Genomic DNA, 9,473 nt, shown 5'->3' on the forward strand with positions numbered 1-9,473 from the left:
ATCGTGCACCGTGTTTTCCACTGGTTCGATCACTGGGCCGCGCAGCAGATACGACAGTTCAGGCCGAAAGTCGTCGTCGCCTACGAAAACGCGGCCTATCACACGTTCCAGGCGGCCAAGGCGGTCGGCGCGCGCTGCGTGCTGGACGCCGCCGCCTTCCACCACGGGACCGCCGCCCGGCTGCTGGGCGCCGTCGATACGCCTTACACGCCCGAGATCAATCGCCGCAAGGACGAGGAGATCCGCTTGGCCGACCTGATCCTGACATGCTCTCCGCTGGCCGCGGAAAGCTACACGGACAACGGCGTGCCGGCCGACAGGATCCGGTCCATGATGCTCGGTGCCGAGTTGCCGCCCGACGTGCCGGCGTGGCAGGCCCACGACGGTCCGCCGCGCTTCGTCTTCGCCGGCGCACTGAGCCGGCTGAAGTCGATCGACAGCATCGTTGCCGCCTTCCGGCGGCTGCATGCCGAAGGCATCGGCTACGAGCTGGAGTTCGTCGGCGGCGTCGCCGACGCCGAGTTGCTGCGCGCCGTGCTTGCCACGCCCAATACCCGCCACACGCCGAGCGTGCCGCAGGGCAAGCTGTTTTCGATCCTCGCGCGTGCCGACTGCCTGCTGCTGCCCTCGCGCTTCGATTCGTTCGGGATGGTGGTCGCCGAGGCGATGGCCTGCGGAACGCCTGCCGTGGTCTCGACGAATACCGGCGCCAAGGCGATGATCGAGGCTTTTCCGGGCAGCGGCTGGATCGTGGAGCCGGAGGTGGAGCCGCTGCATTCGCTGCTGCGACAATTGGCTCGCAACCCGGCGCAGTTGCATGCCGCACGGGCCATGGCTCGCCAGTCGGGAGATGCGTTCTCGTGGGCGAGCTACCGAAGCCGYGCCGGAGAGTTGTTCGAGGAATTTGTTCAATGAGCACGGTGGCTTCCCATTCCCATGCACCGGCGCGCAAGTCGACGCTGACCCGTGCCGGCAAAGCCTTCATCGCGGTGTTCCTGATCATCGTGCTGGAAGGCGCAGTGCGCAAATGGGTGAGCTCGGCGGCCACGCTGCCGCTGCTCCTGATGCGCGACCTGCTGGCGATCTATGTGATCGCCTATGCCCTTCGCAATGGCGCGCTGCAACGGCACAAGGGCATCAYCCAGACACTGCTCGTGTGGTCCTGCCTGGTCGTTGCCTGGGGCCTGCTGCAACTCGTCGCCGGAGAGAGTTCGCCCACCGTGCTGCTGATCGGGCTGCGCTTCTGGCTGCTGTACATATGGTTCGGTGTGGCCGCAGCCGCCGCAATGAACGAAGCCGACTATCGGGCCGCGATGCGGGTGGCCGCCTGGACCTTGCTGCTGATGACGCCGCTGGTCGTGCTGCAGCATTTTTCGCCGCCGGGCGCGCGCATCAACAGCCAGGTCGATGGCGACGAGACCGGCGTTTTCCTGGTGATCGCCGATGTCGTCCGGACCACCGGCACTTTCAGTTTCACGGCCGGCTACACCACCTACCTGGCGCTCATGACGCCGCTGGTGTTCGCTTTCGCCGGGGCGCGAAAGCGGGCCAGGTGGCAAACTCTGTTCGCGATGGCACTGTTCGGTGCCTTCGTCGTCTCGAGCATGGTGAGCGGCTCGCGCACTGCCGTCACCCTGTCTGGCCTGATGGTTGCAGGCTACTTCGTCGGCCGGCTCTGGCTGGCGCGGGGCAAGGCCAAGGGCCGGGCCATCGTGGGCGTCGTCGTCGGACTCTTGCTGCTCGCGGTGCTGTTCTTCGCCTTCAGCGGTGCGATCCAGATCACCGAGCAGCGTTTCCAGGAGGCCTCCGAGGTCGAGGGCTTCTGGGGCCGCGTGCTGATGATCTTCCTTGGCCAATCCTTTGCATACGACCAGTTCACTTGGCTCGGCTCCGGCATCGGCCTGGGCTCCAACCTCGCGACCTATACGCGCACCGGCAGCACCGGCGACTTCGCGCTGGCCGAAGTCGAGGCCAGCCGGATCCTGCTCGAGGGCGGCCTGATCGGCTACGCGTTCTCCGCTTTCAAGGTGGCCGTCGTCATCGCCGGCATCCGCAAGAGCTTGAAGCTGTCCTTTCAGCTGCACTCGGTCTATCCGATCCTGCTGTGGTTGGTCGTGTCGCTCGCCATCCTCACCTGGTCGGCGATCGGCCAACTCTCGGCCCACGGCCTGCTGGGCATCATGCTGGCTTTCGGCCTGCTCGTATTCCGGCATCCCACGGCCGAGTTCTTTCCCCCTCGCAATCCATCGGCGTGAGACTGCTCCATCTGATTCCCTCGGTCGATCCTCGCGGAGGCGGACCGATCGAAGGCGTGCTTCGAATCCATGAGGCCCTGGTCGCGCTCGGCCACGAGAGCGAACTGCTGTCGCTGGACGATCCGGCTTCGGCCTGGGTTCGCGAATGCCCGGCGCCGCTTCACGCGGTGGGGCCGTCGCGCACCAGCTACATGTACAACGCGAACGCTGTGACGTGGCTGCGCGAGCATGCGGCCGGCTACGACGCGGTGATCGTGAACGGTCTTTGGCAATACGCCGGCTTCGCCGCCTGGCGTGCGTTGCATGCGTCGACCACGCCCTATTTCGTGTACACCCACGGCATGCTCGACCCGTGGTTCAAGCGACGCTATCCGCTCAAGCACCTGAAGAAATGGCTGTACTGGCCCTGGGCCGAGTACCGCGTGCTGCGCGACGCCGCTGCAGTGATCTTCACCTGCGAGGAAGAGCGCCTTCTGGCGCGCCAATCCTTCGGGCTCTACCGCGCCCGGGAAGTCGTCGGCTCGTACGGCACCTCCGAGCCGCCTGCGGACGCGGCGGCCCTCACCGAGGTCTTCCTGAACCGCTTTCCCGAACTTCGGGGCAAGCGATCGCTGCTCTATCTCGGACGCATCCACGAGAAGAAAGGCGGCGACCTCCTGGTCGACGCATTCGCCCGCGTCGCCGCCGATGCGCCCGAGCTGCAACTGGTCATGGCCGGCCCCGGTGACGAGGGTCTGGTGCAGCAGCTCAGGAACCGTGCCGCGGAGCTCGGCATTTCGGCGCGCATCACCTGGACCGGGATGCTGCTGGGCGACCTCAAATGGGGTGCTTTCCACACGGCGGACGTGTTCTGCCTCCCATCGCACCAGGAGAACTTCGGCATCGCGGTGGTGGAGGCGCTGGCCTGCAACAAGCCGGTGCTGATCAGCAACAAGGTGAACATCTGGCGCGAGATCGAGCAGGACGGCGCAGGCCTTGTGGCCCCGGACACGCTGGCCGGCACGATCGACACCCTGCAGCGCTGGCTGGCGCTGACGCCGGCGGAGATGGCGGCCATGCGCGTCGCGGCGCAGCGCTCATTCCGGCATCGTTTCCAGGTCGGGCAGGTCGCGCAAACGCTGGTCCGGATCATCGGCGAACATACGCCGGTGTCGGGCGCCGCCGCGACACAGTCAAGACCAAGCCGAACCGGCGCCGGAACGCTGCCCGAGAGTCAATGAAACTTCTTGTCTACGGAATCAATTTCGCGCCGGAACTGACCGGCATCGGCAAATACACGGGAGAGATGGTTGCCTGGCTCGCGGCCAGGGGGCATGAAGTGCGGGTGGTGACGGCGCCGCCCTACTACCCGGATTGGGCGGTCTGGCCCGGCTACAAGGGCTCGCGCTACGCCCGCGAAGAGTGGCACGGCGCCACCGTCTTCCGCGCGCCGCTGTGGGTGCCGCGCAAGGCGTCGGGACTGAAGAGGCTGGTTCACCTGGCCAGCTTCGCGATTTCGAGCGTTCCCACGCTGCTCGCGCAATGGCGCTGGAAACCCGACGTCGTGTGGGTGACCGAACCGCCGCTGTTCTGTGCCCCGGCGGCGCTGGCCTTCGCGCGCCTGCGTTCGGCGAAGGCATGGCTGCACATCCAGGACTACGAGGTGGATGCCGCCTTCGATCTCGGCCTGCTCAAGGGCGCCGGCCTGCGATCGTTCGTGGCCATGATCGAGCGCGGCCTGATGCGCCGGTTCGACCGCATCTCGACGATCTCCCTGCGCATGATGGAGCGAGCGACCCACAAAGGCACGGAGGATGCGCGGCTGATCTCGCTGCCGAACTGGGCCGACGTGTCGGCCGTGCAGCCCCTGCGGGCGGCGAGTCCGTATCGGGCGGAGCTGGGCATCCGGCACGATGCCGTCGTGGCACTCTATTCGGGCAACACCGGCGCCAAGCAGGGTCTGGAACTGCTGGCCGAAATGGCCGACATGCTGCAGCACCAGCCCGACCTCGAGTTCGTGTTCTGCGGCAACGGCGCCGGCCGCGCCGAGTTGATGCAACGCTGCGGGAAGCTCCCGAACGTGCGCTTCCTTGACCTGCAGCCGGTCAAGCGCCTGGGCGATCTGCTCGGCCTCGCCGACATCCATCTGTTGCCGCAGCGCGCGGACGCCGCCGACCTCGTGATGCCCTCCAAGCTCACCGGCATGCTCAGCAGCGGCCGGCCGGTGGTCGCCGGCGCGAGGGCCGATACGGAGCTCGGCAAGGTGGCCAGCCATTGCGGCCTGGCCGTCCCCCCGGACAACGCCCGCGCCTTCGCCGATGCGGTGCTCCAGCTGGCCTCCCAACCCGCTTTGCGCGCGGAACTCGGCCTGCGCGCCCGCGCCTTCGCCGAAGCCCACTTCGACCGCGACGCCGTCCTCGCCCAGTTCGAACGCGACCTCCAGTCCTGCATCAAAAGCTGAAAAGGCCGGCGAAGCCCGGCCTTGTTCGCAAAACACCGCGGATCTGGCTTTGCCAGTCCGCCGGTGTTGCCCCCGGTAGGGGGTGGGCGCCCGGACACGCAGTGCCGGGCAACCTGGGGGCGAGCAACAGCTACTGCTCTTCGGGCAGGATGCTCTCGTAGTTGTAGTTGGTGTAGCGGTAGCGGCCGTACTTGTAGGGCGCGTAGCCCCTGCGGCGCACGTTCATGCCGTTGAGCAGCACGCCGGTGGCCGCTTTGCCGCCCATCGCGAGACGCCGTGTACTTTCCTTCAGCTCACCCATCGTGGACTGCTCGGCGCGTGCCACCAGCAGCACGGTGCCCACGTGCGTGGCCACCGTGCTCGTGTCGGCGGCGACCAGCACCGGGGGCGCGTCGATGACAACCAGGTCGTACTGGTCGGACAAACGTTCGAGGAGCGACTTGAACGAGTCCGAGATCAGCAGTTCGGCCGGGTTGGGCGGCAACTGCCCGGTGGCCAGGAAGTCCAGGCTGGGAACCACCTGGCGGTGCACGGTCTGCTGCACCGTCAAGCTGCCGGCGATCAATTCCGACAGGCCGCCGTGACGCTGCAGACCGAAATACTGGTGCGTGTGGCCGCGCCGCAGATCGGCATCGATCAACAGGGTCCGCTTGCCGGCGGCTGCCATCAGCGCGGCGAAATTGGCGGCCACGAAGCTCTTGCCGACGCCCGGCGTCGGCCCGGTGATCAACACGCGGTTGTTCGGCGACTCCAGCATGGCGAACTGCATCGCGGTGCGCAGGCTGCGCAAGCTCTCGACGGCGGGGTCGTCGGTCTTCTCGATCGTCAGCAGACGCACGCCGGTGGCGCCGCTCAAGCGCCGCTTCGCGATGGCATCCTGTGCCGGACTCAGCGGAATGGTCGAGAACACCGGCAGGCCGATGTCGGCCTCGACCTCGTGCGGATCGCGGATGCGCTGCTCCACGAAGGCATTGCGCAGGAACGCCGCGCAGACGCCGAGGAACAGGCCCAGGGCCAGGGCCGCAGCCATGATGACCGTCCGGTTCGGCTTGATGGGGAACATCGGCAGCACGGCCTCGTCGAGCACGCGGACGTTGCCGACCTTGCCTTCCTTCACCAGGCGAAGCTGCAGCGCATTGTTGAGCAGCGACTGGTAGAGCTCGGTGTTCACCTTGACATCGCGCTCCATGCGCACCGCTTCCTGCTGGATCGCGGGCAACCCCTTGATCCGCGTCTGGATCGCGGCTATGTCGGCCTTCAACGCCGCAATCTGCGCGTCCAGCGTCTGGACCAGCGGATGATTGGCGGTGAAGCGCGCTTCGAGTTCGCGCCGGCGCTGCTGGGCCTCCAGCAGCTTGGTCTGGCGGTCGACGGCCTGGCCCAGGATCATGGTCGCTTCTTCGGAGAACGCCACCGTTCCCTTCTGGTTGCGATAGCGGTTGTAGACCTCTTCGGCGGCCTCCATCTGACGCTTGAACAGCGGCAACTGGACGTCGAGGAACGCCAGCGTCTTCTGCGCTTCCGCCGCCTTGCGCTCGACGTTCTGCTGCACGTACTGCGCGCCCACGGCGTTCAGCACCCGTTGCACCCGGTTGGGATCGATGTCCTGCAGCGCGACGTTGATGATGCCGGACGACTTGCCCCGCTCGCTCAGCTGGAGGCCGGCCTGAAGCCCGAGGGTGGTCGGCAGATTGGGCAGATGCATCAGGTTGAACTCGGCGCCCGGTTTGCCGTATAGCGCGCTCACCGTGAGCGCGAGCTCCCCGGCGGGGGTCTGCGCCTTCAGGAGGGCGCCAACCGTGCCGGTCAGAGGCTCAGGCAGCGAGGAGGCCGACAGCGTGTACTGACCGTCGCCCTTGGCCGTCACCACGAAGGACGTCCCCTCCATCGTCTTCGGGACATCGAACTGGGCCACGTCGATCCTTTCCGTGCCCGACACATAGCCGCCAAAGCCCAGGAAGCCCGGGTCCGACAGGCCGCTCGCCCGCCGCGCCAGCCAGCCGCCGATATAGGGCACATAGCGCGGGCCGGCCACGACGTCGAGCTTGATCGCCTCGACGACCTTGCCGGCGATCATGCGCGAGCGGATGATTTCCATTTCGGCGCTGCCGGGCGTCTTGACGTCGAACAGCCCGCCGACGTCGCTGAGGACACCCTTGCCGGTGTTGTCCGGGCCCTCCACCTGGATCACCAGGTTGGACTCGTAGACCGGCCGCTGGAGGAACGCATACACCACGCCGCCGAGGAACACGACCAGGGTCACGAAGGCGATCAGCCACTTGTTCGCGACGAGCACCTCGAGGTAGTGCCCAAAGTCGAAATCCTCCTCATCCGACGTGCCGAAGGAACTTGGAGTGGGTTTGGGAATGAGAGAGGAATTCATCGGCTGGATACTCTTGAAATGCGTTTGACCCATTGCTGGGTGCCGTCTTCAATGAGCGTCAGCGACCGCTCGAAAGAAGCGCGGCCGGCCCGGTAGGGGTCCGGCACGTCCTGATCGCTGAACTCACAGAGACGAAATACCTTGCCGGAGGCAAATAGATAGCGCTCCTCGACCGCGCGGCGCTGCTCGCCGTCCATCACGAGGATCAGGTCGGCGCGCTGGCAGGCATCAAAGCTGATCTGCCGCGCACGGTGGCCTTCGAGGGTGATGCCGCGCTCCTGCATCAGTTCGCAGGCGATGGCGTCCGCGCGCTCACCCACGAGGGCGCCGAGGCCGGCGGATGCGACTTGCGCGTCCGGCAGGGCCGCGGCGAGCAAGCCTTCGGCCATCGGGCTGCGGCAGATGTTTCCGATGCACACGACGAGGATGTTCCGGATAGTCACGATCGGCTCGGTCAGCGGCCGGTGACGGTGAGCGTCTGGTAGGAACTCGCCGTCGTCGCAGTCGGCAAGATCAGGTTCAGCACGCGGTTCCACTGCACCAGCGGCACCGGGTCGACATACACGACGTCCTTGGCCTGCAGCGGGAATCCATTCGCCATCGCAATCGCGCTGGGCGTGCGGGCGTCCAGATGGAAGATCGACTGGCCCTGGGCTTCGTTGCGAATCACATAGATCTGGCGCGGATTGGCGGTCGTCAGGTTGACGCCGCCCACTTCGGTCAGGGCGTCGTTCAGGCTCAGCCGGCCATTGCGCATCAGCACCCCGCCCTGCTGGGTCACCTCACCCATCACCGTGACCTTGCGCTCCTCGCGGCCACGCACATAGATCATGTCGCCCGGGCGCAGCGGGAGGCGGCTGGGATTGATCCCGGCATCGGCCATCGCCATCAGGTCGATGGAGATCGTCTTGCCCTCGCGCGTCAACTCGAGCGCCGAACGGTCGCCGTTCGGCGTCAGGCCGCCCGCGCGGTTGATCGCTTCCGCCAAGGTCATCGGAATGTCCGTGAACAAAATCAGTCCGGGTGTACGGATCTCACCGTCCATGTAGGCGCGCTTGCTGCGGAAGGCCTCGACCCGGACACTGATCTGCGGGTCCTTGAAGACGCGCGCGAGGCGCTTCACCACCGCCTGCTCCATTTCCTGGATGGTCATCCCCGCCACCTTGAGCGGCCCGATGTACGGAAAACTCAACTGGCCGGTGTTCGAGACGATGTAGCCGGGTGCGGGAGAGACGCTGGCAGGGTCGGCCACCGTGGTCGCGGGAACCGAGCTGAACACCATCTCCGGATGGTCGAACACCACGATGCCCACCACATCACCGGGACCGATCCGGTAGGGCTCCGTCGGGCCCAGCAAACCCATCACTTCGGCGCTGAGCTTGGTCTGGCGGGTGGCCGCGCGATGCGCCCCGATCAGGACAGGAGTGATCTCGGTCAACGCGCCCGCCGGCGGCGGATCGATCTCTGAGGTCGAAAAACCGGCCGGCGACACAGCTTGCTGGGCATCGTTGCTGGCTGAACGGAAGCCCGGCGCCAGTGGCGCGCAGCCCTGTACCAGCACGCCCGCCGAAATCAGCACCACGGCATGTAGTAAAAAATGCTTCAAGTGCAGCTCCGCATGGTGACCCTGAAATGAATACTTTTGCAAACAGTTACGACTGTACATCAGGAGCGGGGACGACTCAAATGCTTTCTTGGCGTAGAACTTTAGTCAGAGGAAATTTTTCTGATCAGGCGTGGAAATCGCACGATTTCAGGAATTTCCCGACTCGAAACAGGCCCGAAGCGGCAGGTTTTTCGCTGCCCGCGCTATTGATTCAATAGCATCAAAGCCGCACGCGGCGGTGCAGACTACGGATTTTCCGTCTGTGCTGCGCGCTTCCAGGCAGCCGACGCCTGGTCAGCGTCATCGCGCGCCTCGGCCAGCTGCGCCAGCGCTTGCCAGGCCCGCCGGTGCAGGTTCGCATCCTGTAACCCCAGGCCAGCTTGTGTGAGCAACTGTTGCGCCTTGCCCCACAGCTGGCGCTTCATGCAGGCCATGCCCGCCAGGTACTGCAGATTGGCATCGCGCGGATTGTTCCGCTGCGCCGACTCGATCCGCGACAGCCAGTCGGCATCGACCGAATCGAGACCCGCTTCCAGCGCACGGACCAGCTTCACGCGCAAGGCTTCACCCAGGCTCTGCGGATGCTCGACCATGCGCTCCCAGGCCGGCAGCAGCCAGGCGCGCGCCAAAGCAAGATCGCCGCGCAGCGCCACCATGCGCTGGGCCGCATGGATCGCGACCTCGGGCATCTCGCGCTCCCAGGTCTCGAGTTCGCCCCACGCGCRCAGCAACTGGGAGGGATCGTGGGCACCCGACAGCAGCTCGCTGGCCAGCCCGCGCACGATGCTC

The 9,473-nt window shown here is 66.1% G+C and carries 7 protein-coding genes and 1 pseudogene; 4 read left to right on the forward strand and 4 right to left on the reverse strand.

Going from position 1 to position 9,473, the window contains the following annotated elements; genetic code table 11:
- The 4 genes from AC1D2K_RS22020 to AC1D2K_RS22035 form a co-directional block, all read left to right on the forward strand.
- A partial coding sequence (locus AC1D2K_RS22020) for a glycosyltransferase (RefSeq protein WP_478090969.1) occupies positions 1-915 on the forward strand: 915 nt, incomplete at its 5' end.
- A complete protein-coding gene (locus tag AC1D2K_RS22025; RefSeq protein WP_478090971.1) occupies positions 912-2,255 on the forward strand; it encodes a hypothetical protein in 1,344 nt (447 codons plus the stop codon). The genes AC1D2K_RS22020 and AC1D2K_RS22025, both read left to right, overlap by 4 nt.
- Positions 2,252-3,475, forward strand: a complete 1,224-nt coding sequence (locus AC1D2K_RS22030; protein WP_478090973.1) for a glycosyltransferase — start codon at positions 2,252-2,254, stop codon at positions 3,473-3,475. Before AC1D2K_RS22025 ends, AC1D2K_RS22030 begins: the two co-directional genes overlap by 4 nt.
- Positions 3,472-4,695 (forward strand): WcaI family glycosyltransferase, encoded by a 1,224-nt coding sequence (locus AC1D2K_RS22035; protein WP_478090975.1) that lies wholly within the window; start codon positions 3,472-3,474, stop codon positions 4,693-4,695. Before AC1D2K_RS22030 ends, AC1D2K_RS22035 begins: the two co-directional genes overlap by 4 nt.
- Before the next feature lie 130 nt (positions 4,696-4,825).
- Here the strand turns inward: AC1D2K_RS22035 and AC1D2K_RS22040 are convergent, their stop codons facing one another.
- From AC1D2K_RS22040 to AC1D2K_RS22055, 4 genes and pseudogenes are all read right to left on the reverse strand, one after another.
- A complete protein-coding gene (locus tag AC1D2K_RS22040) occupies positions 4,826-7,078 on the reverse strand; it encodes a polysaccharide biosynthesis tyrosine autokinase (protein WP_478090976.1) in 2,253 nt (750 codons plus the stop codon).
- Entirely contained in the window at positions 7,075-7,515 is a 441-nt protein-coding gene (locus AC1D2K_RS22045; protein ID WP_478090980.1) for a low molecular weight protein-tyrosine-phosphatase, read from the reverse strand. Before AC1D2K_RS22045 ends, AC1D2K_RS22040 begins: the two co-directional genes overlap by 4 nt.
- A 17-nt stretch (positions 7,516-7,532) precedes the next feature.
- A complete protein-coding gene (locus AC1D2K_RS22050) occupies positions 7,533-8,684 on the reverse strand; it encodes a polysaccharide biosynthesis/export family protein (RefSeq protein WP_478090978.1) in 1,152 nt (383 codons plus the stop codon).
- Positions 8,685-8,929: 245 nt separating this feature from the next.
- A pseudogene (locus tag AC1D2K_RS22055) lies at positions 8,930-9,473 on the reverse strand (heme biosynthesis protein HemY); the annotation flags it as partial.

It is taken from the genome of Variovorax sp. P1_H12_2 (genome assembly GCF_056405335.1).